Origin of the sequence: Verrucomicrobium sp. BvORR106 (assembly GCF_000739655.1) — a bacterium.
Classification (GTDB): Bacteria; Verrucomicrobiota; Verrucomicrobiia; order Verrucomicrobiales; family Verrucomicrobiaceae; genus Verrucomicrobium.
The window spans coordinates 1-13,805 of sequence record NZ_BATR01000067.1; the positions used below are offsets into that span (position 1 = coordinate 1).

Below are 13,805 nucleotides of genomic sequence, written 5' to 3' on the forward strand. Positions count from 1 at the left end.
GAACCGGGGTGCTGGTGCCGGTGGGCACGGGAGTGGAGGTGGCGGCAGGGGGCGTGGTGCCGGGAGGGGAGGTGACCAGCGGTGCTGCGGGCAGGGTGGTCGCCGGAGGAGGCGGGGTTACGCTGGCCGGGGCGGGGAAGGGGTTCTCCCAGGTGTGGAGCACGTAGCCATCGCCCACGCCCCCTACGTCGGTGAGGTAGGCGTTCACCTTCTCACGCCACTTCTGCAGATCGGGCGGGCCAAAGGGACGCTCGGCGGTGCCGGGGAAGATGAGGTAGGTCACCTTCAGGTCGCTCTCGGGCCGGTTGTACGGCGTGGACTTGTCGTTGATCTTCTTGGCCACCATCAGGGAGGCCTCGCCCATCTTCATGGTGGGGCCGTAGTCGCCGCAGATGGCGGGCAGGATCTGGTTGCCGTGGATGATGGCGGCGTAGTCGCCAATGCTGGGTGCGTGGGGGTGGACCTTCGGATAGTCCCGGAAGAGCAGGGAAATCACGATGAAGGGATCCTTCTCGGCGATGAGGCTGCTGCGGGCTTTCAGGGCTTTGACGATGCGCTCGGCCTCATCCATCTCGGACTTGAACTCGGCCTTCTTGGCGTTGGAGAGGCCTTTCTTGCCGTACTCGGTCTTGGCGGATTCAAACCGGCTCTGCCAGCGGGGCAGGAGCGGGTTCACGGTGTTGGTTTTCTTCGCCCACTCATAGGTGGTGAAGGGCTGGTAGTAGTCGCTGTTGTAGATGTCCGCGCTCATCACGGGCATGCGGTCGCCGTCGGAGCCATCGGCCACCACGTCCATCTCACTCTGGATGAGGAGGACGTTGCGCTTCGACACCGGGTGGGTGAGCTCCAGGATGGTCTCGCAGTCGAAGAAGTTGTGCCGGTCCAGGATCTTGTTCAGGCGGGTCAGGTTCTGCTGCACCATGCTGGCCTTGCGCTCATAGAGCTTGTGGTAGAAGCCGGAGACCTTGGCGTTGTTGTCCAGCATGGACTTCAGTCCGGGCAGGGCCTTGGGCAGCTCGGGGTTGATGCGGGCCAGCTCATCCAGGGACTGATTGGGTTGGGGGATGCGGATCTTGAGCTGGAAGTCTACGGTGTAGGCGTCTTTGTCGGTGCGCTCGATGCTGGCGAACTTGCCTTCCTCCGTCTGCAGGGTGGTCTGGATGGTCAGGCCGTTGAAGAGGGTGGCAGCGTCCACCTCCTTGCGCGCGATGAACTTGGAAGGCAGCGGCGGCGGTGGGGCGGGCACTTCCACCTCCACGATCTTTTCCACCGTCTTCTCCTTGTACACGGGCACTTCCTTGGTGACGTCGCGCACGACGACCTTGCCGCTGCGGGCCTTTTCCACGATCTCGATGAGGGATCGTTTGATCTTGCCGGCGTAGGGCGTGAAGGGCAGGACGAGGGCCAACAGGAGGGTGGTGAAGAAGATGAAACGCGTGAAGTTGCCCCAGAAGCCACGACGACGCGGATGCCAGCGCTCGGGCAGGTTCTGTTCGTCATCAGGCGGCGGGAGGTCGGAACCACGACCAGAACGCTTAGGGGACTTGGGGGTGTTTTTTTCGGCCATCGGGGGAGGGAAGAAAGAAATGAAAAGGGGAAGGTGCCGCGTCAGGGCTGGTGCTGGGCGCGACGATAGCGCCTGATCAAAATGAATCGCACGATCACCTTGGGCAGGAGCTCAAATACCAACGCCGCCAGACGCACGCGCTTGCCGGGGAAGACGCGGATCTTGTTCTCCGCCAGCCCACCCAGGGCGGCGGCGACCACGCGGTCGGGTGTGACCACCAGGAGGTTCTGGCCGCTGCGGTCGATATCGCGGTCATCGGCGCGGCGGGCATTCTGGCCGAAGTTGGTGGGCGTGGGCCCGGGGCAGACGTAGAGCACGCGGATGTGTTTGGCCGCGAACTCGATGGCCAGGGCCTCGCTCAGACTGGAGACGTAGGACTTGGTGGCGGCGTATACGGCCAGATCTGGCACGGGCACGGTGCTGGCCAGGGAGCTGACGTTGAGCACAGCGGCGGGTTTATCCGCAGTGGCCTTGGCCCGGTAGGCGAAGTCACGCGTGAGCAGGGTGAGGCCGGTGATGTTCACCTCGATCTGCTGGCGGATGCGGGGTTCATCGGCATCGGCAAAGGCGCCGTAGTCTCCCAGGCCGGCGTTGTTGATGAGCAGGGTGGGCTGGAGTCCCAGACCGTCCACCTTCTCCCATAGGGCCACGCGGCCGGCATCCGTGGAGAGATCGCAGGCGCAAGGGATGATGCGGACACCGGGGTGGATGGCATTGAGTTCCTCAGCCAGTTGCTGCATGGCCTCGAACCGGCGCGCGGCAAGCACGAGTACGGAAACGTGCCGGTAGAGCTGCCGGGCAAACTCGACGCCCAGGCCTGAGGACGCACCGGTGATGATGACGGTGCCGCCCTGGTAGAATTGCAGAGCATCGTCGCTCAACAGGGACGGGGCAGGGGGCGCCGGGCTGGTGGAGGGAGGGGCGGTGTCCATGTGGGAGAATTGAGGTGGATCCGGCTTGCAGCAGGGCGCGGTCGTGGAAAGGATGGCGCACCCACCCATGACAATCAACCGCCTTTCCGACCAGCCGCCCTTCACCACAAAAGACGGTTCCACCATCCGCAGCATCCTGGATCGCACGAACGCGCCGGTGCAGAACCAGAGCCTGGCGGAGGCCTCCCTCCCGGTGGGCCGGGCCACGGACCGGCACTACCACAAGCTGAGCGAGGAGTTCTACTTCATCCTCGAAGGCTCAGGCAGCATGGAGATCGATGGCGAAACGCGTGACGTGGGACCGGGCGACGCGATCCTGATTCCGGCCAACGCGTGGCATCAGATCACGGCCACCGTGGAGCTGCGGTTCCTGTGCTGCTGCGCGCCGCCGTATGCGCATGAGGATACTTACTTTGAGTGAGCGGGGGTGAGGGAGTCTGACCGCGAATTGTTTTTGACGGTTGGCTGACTTTATGGGCATATGGATTAAATAAAATCCCTATGCGCGACTGCGTCTTGCCTGCCTTTCGTCGTCTTTTCTTTTGTCCCCCATTGTTTGGCCTGATTGTGTGGTGTGGGTCGACGTGTGTCACATACGGAGCCCTCGATGAGGCTGGCGTAGCCAAGCAGCAAAATTTCATCCAGACGGACAATACTATTGTCCAACCAGACTCGGTTGTTCCCTTCAGTTTTGTCGGGTCCCTCAAGAGGACCATTGCCGCTTCAAGTCAGACGGGGACAGTCACATTGCCGGCAGGGAGCATTCATAGCCCCAACCCATTTACCGTGGTCTCGTCTCAGCAACTCGTGGGGACTCACTATTACTATGCGGTGCCTTTTGCCTCGCTCAACTTGCTGGATGCTGTTTTTCCGGCCGGCACTTATCGGTTCGACACCACGCGGAATTACTTCTCGGGCGCTACGACCACGACTTCGCAGGGGGTGGTCTTTACGGGAGGTTACGGCATGCCGTCGCAGACACCCAAGCTCAGCGGAACCTGGGCAAGCGGGAGGCTGATGGTGTCGCCCACCAATCCCCGGGTAGAATGGGAACCCTGGAGCGGTCCAAAGTCTCCGGACAGTCGCATTGAACTAAGGGTTGTGGGAAATAATCAATCCGGGTGGGTCACTTTGCGCAATTTCGAGACCTATGCCGCGTTTTCCTCCTTGAAGCCCAACGGAGTGTACCAGGCATCGCTCAGATTCTTGAATGTGGAAGATCATCAGACGGTTGTGGACGCCAACGTTTCGGACAAAGATCTGGGATTCACCGCCTCGTACTCTGCAGTGACTCAATTCACCGTTGAAATGCTTCCTGATCCAGCCTGGCCTCTGCTGGGAAAGGTGGACACCTCCCCGAGTCTGAAAGCCCTGGCATCAACGACGTCAAATACCGTGGTGGTGGGATCCAGTGGGAAGATGGCAGCGCTCGATCACGCCACAGGAACCTGGCAGGCAAGGGATTCGGTCAGCAGCAAGACTTGGAACGATGTCATCTATGCCGGTGGTCAATACGTGGCGGTGGGCTCCGGAGGAAACGTGCGGACGAGTCCCGACGGGAATGTGTGGACCGACAGGTCCACGGGAAAGACAGAGGCGCTGCAATCCATCATATGGACAGGCAGCCAGTATCTTGCGGTGGGAGATGGTGGCGTGATACTCGTAAGCGCAGATGGGGCGGCCTGGACGGCGCGGTCGAGCGGCATCACCACACCACTCCTCACGGTGGCTTATTCAGGCGGTGCCTACGTGGCGGCTGGAAACTTTGGCATCCGGATCAGCAATGACTCGATCAACTGGCGGGCTCCGTCCAATCCAGGGGTGCTCAGTAGCGGCTCGACGGTCTGCTGGTCTCGCAGTAAGTTTCTTCTGGCCACTGTATTTGGGGCCAACAGGCTCTATCAGAGCACAGATGGTGAAACATGGGCTCCCGTGGCGGGATTTACTGACAATGTCAGCAGGCTTGTGTCAGTCGGCGGGGTGGCGTATGCCTGGGGACAGGGGGCGCAGGGGGCTTACTTTCGCCGCTCACTGAATGGTGCGACATGGAATGAAATCTCCATGTTGGGCCGGGTCCTCATCAATCGGTTGTCGTGGAATGGAGAAGCTCTGATAGCGTTGGATGCAGAAGGCAATATTTTGAAGGGTGCGGGATTGAACTATGAGTTTTTTGCTTTTGAAGGGGCAACTTCCAACCACAATGAGGGCACCGGTTCTGCCAGCCTGACCGTGCGGCGTTTAGGTCCATCTGCGAGCGCTCGCTCGGTGGCTTATGAGACAGAGGCAGGAAGCGCCCTCGACGTGGAAGACTATGTGAGTTCGTCTGGCACGCTCAACTTCCAAGTGGGGGAGACCTCGAAGACGTTGGTCTTTGGACTGATTAATGACTCCCAGATCGAGGAGGTTGAAAGTTTTGCGGTGCATCTCAAGTCACCCGCTACAGGTGCGGAGCTGGGCAGCCCATCGACGCACTGGATTGGTATTGTGGACGATGAACCCCGCCCGGTGTTCCAATTTCAGCTTGCCGAACATACGTTGAGTGAAGAGGCAGGGTTTGTTGAACTTAACGTGGTGCGGACATGGGATACAGCCTCCGCCGCGACGGTGAACTATGCCACGCAGTCCGATGGCGCCCTGGCAGGAGTGGATTTTGAGGGGGCGTCAGGGGTTGTTTCCTTTGCTGGGGGTGAAACAAGCAGGGTCATCAGGATCAATCTGATCGGAAACAGCGCCTATGAGTGGCCGCGCAGTTTTTCCGTGAACTTGAGCAGTCCGTCCTCCGGGTCCAGCCTTGGCGCCGTGACCGCCACGGTCATCAACTTGACGAACAATGATCCTGCACCGGTTGGGTTGATAATTCTGGAGGCGCTGTATGGAGCCAACGGTGTCAGGAATGATGTCAAATCCCAGATCAACGCCAACCTCAACAGTAATACCGTCAACATGACGGTGAGCGCCAGCACGATGGGAGGGGATCCTGTGCCGGGATCAGCCAAGAATCTACTCCTGCGCTACCAAAGTGCCGAGGGGCATTTTAGCCAGACCGTGAGCAATGGCGGGATCCTTCGCATTCCCAGCGTCCAGGCCCAACGCCTGCCCATGCCGTTTGCCCAGTGGCAGTCCACCAAGTTCACCGCAGGAGAGCAGGCGGATCCGCTGATCTCCGGCGACACCGCAGATCCAAACCAGAACGGGGTGCCCAATCTGCTGGAATATGCCTTCGATCTGGATCCCAAGGGGGCGCAAGCACCCTGGGGCAGCGGAGCGCTGCCGGGGTCTGAGGTGATGGAGGTGGGCGGCGTGAACCGCCTGACTCTCTCCTACCGGCCGAGTGTCAATGTCTCGAACCTCAGCTACATTGTGGAGGTTAGTGACAATCTGGCGAGCTGGGACTCCGGGAGTGAGCATGTGGAGCAGATCAGCACGCCGGGCGCATCGCCTGTGGTGATGGCGGACAAGACGGCGGTGAATGGGGCCGGAGTCGGCAGGCGCTTCATCCGGCTCCGGGTGGTGCGGGAGTGAGTGAGATCGTGGGAGGCGGTCCCCACGGCCCTGCGCGATCAACCCTGGCAGGCACGCTGGCGCAGGAGAGCTGCGTCTCTCCAGGGGGCTTATCGCGTCGCAAACTCAGGGCTGTCCAATTGCTTCTGGGGCAGGACACTGGCGGCTTGGCACGGTTATCATCATCTTCATGCAGGCCCGCGCGGGGCTTGATCGGTGCTGCCCGAGGTGACTCAATATTTCTCCGGGACGAACTTCCTTCCCTCCAGCGAGGCCACGTCGTCATAGGCCCCTTTCATGGAGCGGTCCGGGAGCTTCACCTTTTCGCGCTTGATCTTCTTGAAGGGGATGAGCCCGAGGATGTGGCGCACGCAGTTGAGGCGGGCGCGTTTCTTGTCATCGGAGCGCAGGATGTGCCAGGGGGCGTGCTCGGTGTCGGTCGCGTCGAGCATCTTGTCCCGGGCGCGTGAGTACTTGAACCATTTGGTGCGGGAGGGCAGGTCCATCGGGCTGAGTTTCCACTGGCGCAGAGGATCGTCGATGCGTGCCTCGAAGCGGCGCTTCTGCTCCTTGTCACTGGACTCCAGCCAGATTTTGATCAGCTGGATGCCCCCGTCCACAATGTACTTTTCAATCTCGGGGCACAGTTCGAGGAAGCGGCCGTGCTGCTCCTCCGTGCAGAAGCCCATGACGTACTCCACGCCAGCGCGGTTGTACCAGCTGCGGTCGAAGATGACGATCTCCCCCGCGGCGGGGAAGTGCGCCATGTAGCGCTGGATGTACATCTGGGATTTCTCGCGATCGGACGGGGCCGGCAGCGCGACGGTGCGGAACACACGGGGGCTGACCCGCTCGGTGAGGGCGCGGATGGTGCCCCCTTTGCCCGCGGCATCGCGGCCCTCGAAGATGATAATGACGCGCAGTCCCTTGTGCTTGACCCACTCCTGGAGATGGCACAGCTCGGCCTGGAGTTTTCGCAGTTCCTTGGTGTACTGCTTGTTGCTCAGCTCTTCGGGTTCGTCGCTTTTGGTCTTGTCGTCTGCGCTCATGGCTTGGGTGGGAGGGTGAGTTGTGGGAAACAATGCTGGGAATCCGGCCGGGCGGCTGCTGCCGGGTGTGTGTAGTGCCTTCGCTCAGAGGGGGTTGTGCCTACGCTGTGCAGGGCGGGAAGCGTGATGAGGTCATCCCTTGATGTTGGGGACAAGACCGGCCAGCGTCGATAGGACCAAAGTCCGATGAGGGTGGAGCCCGGCTTTGGGAGGGCGGGGTGAAAGGAGGCGTCAGGTGCTCCGGGCCGATTCTTCCATGCCCAAGTTGGGAGGGCCGCCTGCACAAGAGCGGGCAGGAGGCGTCTGCCGGGAAAGTTGCTGAATGGGAATAACCTGCTTTCTTGCGCGCCCATTTCGCGTCAGCGGATGGTGTTTGCCCGCCCCCCTCAAGCCCCCAATCCCCGAACCCCCCTCATGAAGTCATCCTGGTTGACCCTCTGGATTCTCGTCGTCGCGTCCGCCCTGGCCCCTGCGGCAGAGCGCAGTTGGGACGGAGGGGCCACGGCAGGTGACATCAACTGGGGCACGGGCGCCAACTGGAATGGCGACACCGCGATCGCGGCCGGGGACCTGCTGAGCTTCCAGAACGGGGTGGGGAACAACGCCACCACGGTGAACAACAACCTGACCGCCTGGGATCTCCTACGGTCTGATCTACTTCATGAACAGCGCCAGCAACCGGGCCTGGACGCTGACGGGGAACAGCATCACGCTAGGCGGGGACGTGATCAACTCCATCGCGGCCACCCAGACGCTCAATCTGGACCTCATCCTGAGCGGCAACCGGTCGTTCTTCACCAACTCGGGCAACGTGGTGGTGGGAGGGGTGATCAGTGAGACCGGCGGGGCACGGACGCTGACCAAGGACGGGAGCTTCACGCTGACGCTCCAGAACGCGAACACCTACACGGGGGCCACCACGGTGCGGGCGGGTACCCTGCAGCTGGATTTCTCGGGAACGTCTGCCCCGGCTACCAACATGATCTCCACGGCGGCGCTGACGCTGGGAGGCACCGGCACCTACACCAGCGGGGCCACGCTGAATCTCCAGGGCAAGAGCGGGGCGACGAACAGCCAGACCTTTGCCAGCACCACGCTCAACGCGGGCAACCACGCGGTGACACTGACCCAGAATGGCGCGACCTCTCTCAGCCTCGTGATGGGAGCCATCACCCGCAACGTCGGGGCGCTGCTGGATTTCACCCTGCCCACTACCGGCACCGTCACCACCTCCGCTGGCACGGCCAATACGGTGCTGAAGGACTCTGGTGGTGTCACCTATGCCACCGTGGGTGGGAACGACTGGGCGGCGCGGGGTGCAGCAGCAAACAACATTGTCGGCTTGTCCACCATTTCAGGTGGTTACACCGCCACGACAACGTCCACCCTGGCGGGCAATGCGGATGCCTCAACCGCAGGAGTGAACACCTCCCTGGGGGCGAACACGACCAATGACAGCCTTCGTTTCAGCGCGGCTGAGGCCCGGACGCTGAATCTGAACAACAAGACGCTGACGACGGGCGGCATCCTGGTGAGCTCCACCGCGACGGCCGCCACGGGCTGGAACATGATCACCGGTGGCACCCTGCGGGCACCGACCGGCCGTGACCTGGTGGTGATCCAGAACAGCACCACCGACCTGGTCATTGGCGCGAACATCGTGAGCTCCGGGCTGACGAAGAACGGCAACGGCAACCTGGTGCTGAGTGGCAACAACACGATCACCGGGGCGGCGATCATCAACAGTGGCACGCTCAAGCTGGGATCCTCCACCGCGTTGAACGGAGTGACCACGATGACGCTGGGGAACACGGCGGTGGGTAACACCGCGAACCTGGATATGGGATCGAGCAGCGCCACGATCGGCGGGCTCACCATCAAGAGCCGTTCGTTGACCAGTGGTGTGGTGACCACGGCGGTGAGCATACAGGCGGGGCAAACCCTGACGGTGAACGGCGACCTGCGCGTGGGGGCTGATCATGGGGGCAATGACATGTTCACCTCCGCCAGCTTTACCGGTGGGGGCAGCCTGAGTGTGACCGGCGCCACCATCCAGGTGGGAAACAACCCGATCAACACCGGTAGCGCGGCGAGCGGCAGCAGCGCCACCTTGAACCTCTCCGGTTTGAGCTCCTTCACGGCCAACGTGACGACGCTGCGCATCGGTGACGCCACGGGCGGCGTGGGCACGGGCTCCTCCACCCTGACCCTGGCGGCGAACAACGACATCACAGCCACGAGCCTGCAGATGGGCACCGGTCGCGGCGGTACGGAGACGCTCAATCTGGGTACGGGAAATAACGTGCTGAAGGTGGACACATTCAACATCGGCTTCCTGGACGGACGGTCCAGCGGGGTGGTGCAGTTCTCCAACGCACTGGGCACCCTGACGCTGACTGGCAAGACTGGCGGCCGGGTCACAAACCTGGAGGTGGGCTATGGCGTGACCGGTACTGGCGGCTTGCCCACCGGCTCTTTTGACGTGCGGAACCACGAGGTGGTGATGATGGTGGACACTCTCACCGTAGGGGGCAGAACCACGGGTGCAGGCGGTGTGACTGGCACCTTCCAGTTCAACAAAGGCTTGCTGGACGCGAACAAGATTCTTATTGCCCAGAAGGGTGCGGCTAGCACCACGACGGCCGCCTTCACTGGCACCGTGAACCTGGGCGGTGGCACGACGGTGGTGGGGGCAGGGGGCATCACTGTCTCCACCAATGCCTCCGCGGCTGGCAACGCCTCGGGCGCGTTGAACATCTCCGGTGGCATCGTGACGGTGGGCAAGACGGGCAGCACCAGCATCACGCTCACCTCGGCCACGGCGGCAGGCGGAACTTCCACCGGGGTGCTGACCCTCACAGGTGGTCTGCTGAGTGTGACGGGTGATATCATCGATGCTGGTGGCCTGGGCACGACTGCCAGCACCTTCACGCTCAACGGTGGCACCTTGAACCTGAACGGCAACCAACTGGGCACGGTGACGGGTGTCATTGACACCATCAGCCTCCAGTCCGGCACGATCCAGAACATCGGGGCGATCAACGGGGCCAACACCGGGACGGGACTGACGAAGACGACCACCGGCACGCTGGTGGTTTCTGGAGCCAACACTTACGCCGGGCCCACGACAATCAATGGTGGCACGGTCAGTGTGGCTTCGATCGGCAATGGCGGGCAGGCTGGCACGCTGGGGAACTCTGCCAATACGGCGGACAACCTGGTGCTCAACGGCGGAACGCTCAAGCACACCGGCGCGGCAGAGACGTCGGACCGGCTCTTCTCGCTGGGAGCTTCGAACGGCACGATCGACGCCTCCGGCACCGGGGCGCTGAATCTGAACAACACGGGCGCGGTGGGCTTCGCCGGCGGCACAGGCGCCCGGACGCTCACGCTCACGGGCACCAATGCGGCGACCAACGTGTTGGCGGCGGTTCTTGCCAATAACGGTGCCGCGGTGAACCTCATCAAAACGGCTCCAACACCTGGCGGATCACCTCCTCGCAAGGCTACACTGGCTCCACCACGGTGCATGCAGGGACGTTGGAAGTGGACTTTGGCTCCTCCAATACTGGCACGAGCCGGCTTGATGCCACCTCCACCCTGGCGCTGGGCGGCGGTGCGTTCCGCGTTCTGGGCACCAGCCAGGCTGGCCAGACGACGAGCCAGACGGTGGCCAGCACAACCTTGAACCCCGGGGCCTCGACGATCGAAGTGGTGGCCAACGGCGGCAATGCCGCGTCACTGGCGCTGGGCGGCATCACCCGGAACAAGGGCGCGACGGTGAACTTCATCCTGCCCGCGAGCGGTGCCATCAGCACCACGCAAGCCAATGCCAGCTTCTCGGGCGGTTCGCAGACCATCCTCGGAGGCTATGCCACGGTTGGAGGAAACACCTGGGCCGTGAGTGGATCCGGGGCCACGGCGGGTGTTGTGACGGGATTGTCCACCTACAGCTCCACCTTCACGGCGGGGACGGATGTGGACGCACCGGCGGGCACTTCAGCTCCGGGAGTCATGACGATCAATTCCCTGCGGTTCAACCAAGCTGGCGGGGCCACAGTGAACACAGGAGGCAACTTGACGATTGCCACCGGCGGCATCCTCATGACCTCGACTGTGACGTCGGCCGTGAGCATCAACAACAACAATCTGACTTCTGGCAACGGGCAGGATCTCATCGTGCATCAGCACAGCACGGCGGCGAATCTCACCATCGCCTCTGCCATCACGGGGAGCATCGGCCTGACCAAGTCGGGAGCGGGGAACTTGGTCCTGACAGGCACGAACACCTACACAGGCGGCACGTATGTGAATGGCGGACAGCTTACGATCACGAAAGCCGGAGCGCTTGGTACAGGGGTGACGGTGCTCAATGGGGGCACCCTCGCAGTTTCGACTGCTGCGGTGGACCTGGCGAACACCTATACCATGCAGATCGGTGCCAATGGCGGCACCCTGCGACATGAAGGGTTTAGGTTTTACATTCGCGGAGTTATTTCCGATGTGGCGGGCCAGTCTGGCGTGCTCACCATCACAGGAAATGGGACGGGGGATGTGGTGCTGGATGTGGCAAACACCTACACCGGTGGAACGATCCTGGCGGCTGGCAGCACCACGCTGGTGCTGAACAATGCGGCCTTCGGGACCGGGACCGTGACGTTTGCAGGCGGGAACATCCGGACGGGCAGCGCAGTCGCCACCCTGGCCAATGCCATCAACTTTGCGGCGGACACGATCATTCCGGTCACGGGCACCCAAGTGCTGACCTTCAGCGGCAAGGTGACCTTGACCGGCGGCAACCGGGTATTGACGACGAACTCTGCGGCGGACACAGCCTTCTCCGGCAGCATCGGTGAGGAGGGTGGTTCCTACTCTTTCACGAAGGCGGGCTCGGGGCGGGTGGTCCTGACGGGGACCAATACCTACTCTGGCGGAACGATCCTGAGCGGCGGCACCTTGAACATCAACAGCGATGCCAACCTGGGTGCAGTGCCCTCCACGGCAGCGACGAACATCACCTTCGCGGGTGGCACCAGCCTGCAGACGAACTATTCCACGAATGTGGAACTCGCCGCGACCCGCAACATCCTGATCAACAGCGGTGTGACAGGCAGCTTCCATGCGCATGGATTGGCGAGCTTCTTTGTCGTCAATGGCCAGATCTCTGGCGCTGGTAATCTGGGTGTGGTCTCCAGTGACGGTGGCATCCTGGTGCTGAACGGCAGCAACAGCTATTCCGGCACCACAACGCTCTTTGGCGGGGCCAATACGGGGGGCTATCTGCGCCTGGGGCATGCCAGTGCGCTGGGGAACACCAGCCTCGTCACCATCGGCTCCGGGACGACCACGGAACTCAGCCGTCTGGAGTTGGCCATCGCAGGTGGGGCCACCATTGACCGGAACTTCTCCGTGTACTCCCGCAACAACACGAGCGCGAGTTTCCTGAACCTCAATGGGGCGAACACTTTGACCGGCACCTTCACCTCGGCGGGCACGGGCACCACGCACACGATCCAGTCTGACGGCGGGCGTTTGGACCTGTCCTTCTCCAGCGTGAGCAACACGAAGGACCTGGTGCTGCAGGGGGCGGGGGATGGTTCGATGAATGTCTCCATGTTCACCACGGGCAGCAGTGCCACCATCACGAAGTCTGGCACCGGCGCCTGGACGGTGACGGCAGGGCAGACCACGAGTGGGGCGGTGTCCATCACGGCAGGCACGTATCTGGCCAACAATGCCAGCGGCTCCGCCACAGGCAGCGGGGCGGTGACAGTGAGCGGTGGCACCCTGGGCGGCACCGGGAGAGTTCAAGGTAACACCACCATCAGTTCTGTGTACGGCCTTCGTCCGGGGGATGTGAACAGCACGGGCAAGCTCACCTTTGGTGGTGACCTCACCCTGGCCGGGAGTGCCAGCCCGGTGACGCGTCTGGAGCTGCAGCTCGGGGCCACGGGGGCCACAACCTATAATGATGCGGCGGGCATCGCGAATGCGATGGGGCTGCCGGGCGGCCTGGGCGATGCGACCACAGGCTACTATGCCACGGTGCTGGCGACGTATGAGGCTGAGACGGGTAACCATGACAGGCTGGACATCGCGGGCGTGCTGAAGCTGGATGCCAACGGCCGCATCACCGTGAGCAGCCTGGGGTACAATCCGCAGTTCGGCGATGTCTTTGACCTGATGGACTGGGTTGGCACCTTGAACCTGGATGCGGATGCCTCCGGCGGGCAGGGGTTCAATCTCCTGACAGATCTGGAACTGCCGACCCTGGCGGATGGCATGTATTGGGACACCACCTTGTTCGCCAGCAACGGAATCCTCGTCGCCGTGCCCGAGCCGGGCCGAGCGGTGCTGATGATGCTGGGGGTGGTGGCGCTGTTTGGGCGGAGGAGGAGACGCTGCGCTGGTTGAGGGGGCTGCGCTGGTTGAGGATGGCTGCGCCTGGTTGATGCGGTATATGGCATCGCATCCGACTGACGTGGAGGCGTTGATGGCGGGTGGGGAGGGAGAGGATGGTGGCGGCCTTCCCACCTGATCATTTTTCTGCGGAGGTACCCAGGGTTGACTCGCTTGAGGCTCGTCCAACCACTGGGCTGTGTTAGAGATCCCATTCTGGGATCAACTTCGGACTGAAGCGCAATGCCATCAGGGAAAAGGTAACCCGGCCGATGATTTCCCTTTTGCGAACGAGCTGAGGGCTGAAAGCCCGGAGTCATACCAGCCTTGGGCAACGCCCAAGGTTGGCGCTAGTTT

Annotated in this window: 7 protein-coding genes and 1 pseudogene; 5 read left to right on the forward strand and 3 right to left on the reverse strand. The window is 62.3% G+C overall.

What is annotated here, in order from left to right; all coding sequences use genetic code 11:
• Both BV106_RS10385 and BV106_RS10390 read right to left on the reverse strand, forming a co-directional pair.
• Nucleotides 1-1,567: glycoside hydrolase family 75 protein (locus tag BV106_RS10385; RefSeq protein WP_038164206.1), on the reverse strand; the 1,567-nt coding region annotated here is incomplete at its 3' end.
• Between the two features lie 41 nt (nt 1,568-1,608).
• Nucleotides 1,609-2,499: an SDR family NAD(P)-dependent oxidoreductase gene (locus tag BV106_RS10390; protein ID WP_051945605.1), complete on the reverse strand. Its 891-nt coding sequence runs from the start codon at nt 2,497-2,499 to the stop codon at nt 1,609-1,611.
• Nucleotides 2,500-2,566: 67 nt separating this feature from the next.
• On the opposite strand from BV106_RS10390, the gene BV106_RS10395 reads away from it, so the two are divergent.
• Both BV106_RS10395 and BV106_RS35395 read left to right on the forward strand, forming a co-directional pair.
• Entirely contained in the window at nt 2,567-2,920 is a 354-nt protein-coding gene (locus tag BV106_RS10395) for a cupin domain-containing protein (protein ID WP_038164215.1), read from the forward strand.
• Nucleotides 2,921-3,285: 365 nt separating this feature from the next.
• Nucleotides 3,286-6,021, forward strand: a complete 2,736-nt coding sequence (locus BV106_RS35395) for a Calx-beta domain-containing protein (protein ID WP_265595523.1) — start codon at nt 3,286-3,288, stop codon at nt 6,019-6,021.
• Nucleotides 6,022-6,233: 212 nt separating this feature from the next.
• On the opposite strand, the gene ppk2 is transcribed toward BV106_RS35395, so the two are convergent.
• On the reverse strand, nt 6,234-7,049 hold the full coding sequence (ppk2, locus tag BV106_RS10405; RefSeq protein ID WP_051945609.1) for a polyphosphate kinase 2: 816 nt from the start codon (nt 7,047-7,049) through the stop codon (nt 6,234-6,236).
• 414 nt (nt 7,050-7,463) lie between these two features.
• Between ppk2 and BV106_RS38285 the strand changes: the two genes are divergently transcribed.
• The 3 genes and pseudogenes from BV106_RS38285 to BV106_RS37220 all read left to right on the forward strand — a co-directional run bounded on the left by BV106_RS38285 (nt 7,464) and on the right by BV106_RS37220 (nt 13,463).
• The gene (locus BV106_RS38285) at nt 7,464-7,886 is read left to right on the forward strand and encodes a hypothetical protein (protein WP_265595524.1); all 423 of its coding nucleotides are present in this window, start codon (nt 7,464-7,466) and stop codon (nt 7,884-7,886) included.
• Nucleotides 7,876-10,191, forward strand: a pseudogene (locus BV106_RS10415) (autotransporter-associated beta strand repeat-containing protein); the annotation flags it as partial. The gene BV106_RS38285 and the pseudogene BV106_RS10415, both read left to right, overlap by 11 nt.
• 404 nt (nt 10,192-10,595) lie before the next feature.
• A complete protein-coding gene (locus BV106_RS37220) occupies nt 10,596-13,463 on the forward strand; it encodes an autotransporter-associated beta strand repeat-containing protein (protein ID WP_265595525.1) in 2,868 nt (955 codons plus the stop codon).
• The last annotated feature ends 342 nt before the right edge of the window (nt 13,464-13,805 follow it).